This window comes from Micromonospora sp. AMSO12t, from assembly GCF_008806585.1.
GTDB classification, from domain to species: Bacteria; Actinomycetota; Actinomycetes; order Mycobacteriales; family Micromonosporaceae; genus Micromonospora; species Micromonospora reichwaldensis.
This window is the reverse complement of the sequence record NZ_WAAS01000632.1, coordinates 1-428: the sequence shown is the minus strand read 5'-3', so window position 1 is coordinate 428 and position 428 is coordinate 1. Positions and strand designations below refer to the sequence as shown.

At 59.1% G+C, this 428-nt stretch carries 1 protein-coding gene; it reads right to left on the bottom strand.

Annotated features, from left to right (window positions below; genetic code table 11):
- A partial coding sequence (locus tag F6X68_RS33265; RefSeq protein ID WP_151457896.1) for a hypothetical protein occupies positions 1–379 on the bottom strand: 379 nt, incomplete at its 3' end.
- Positions 380–428 lie beyond the last annotated feature (49 nt).

Here is a 428-nt window from a genome sequence, read left to right as displayed (position 1 = left end):
CCCGCGTCACGAGATAGCAGCGCTGCTGATCCTGGTAGAAGAACGGCCCACCGCGATTGAAGCCACTGACGTTGTCCGCGTCGATCACCTCGTAAGGATCCAGGATCCTCTTGAGCATCGGCCCAACGTCTTTTCCCAGCCTGAAGTTTAGCGGACTGTAGCCTTCGTGCCGCAGCGCCATGAAACAGTTCGTCGAGTACTCGGGGCGCACCAGGCTCTCGTACTTGAAGTCCGTCGACAGGTCGTTGGCATCGAGATGCGAAATGCAGGCCGGGAAGTGGAAGACCCCGACCTGTTTGAAGTTCTGCGCCTCAACGTAGGTCCTGATGCCGTCCTCCTGCGTCTGCTCGCGGCGATCCGTGCGCTTGCCTGAGTTCACGACAGTCGTGATATCAGTAGTGATCAGTCGCGACTGGCCCGAAGGAGTG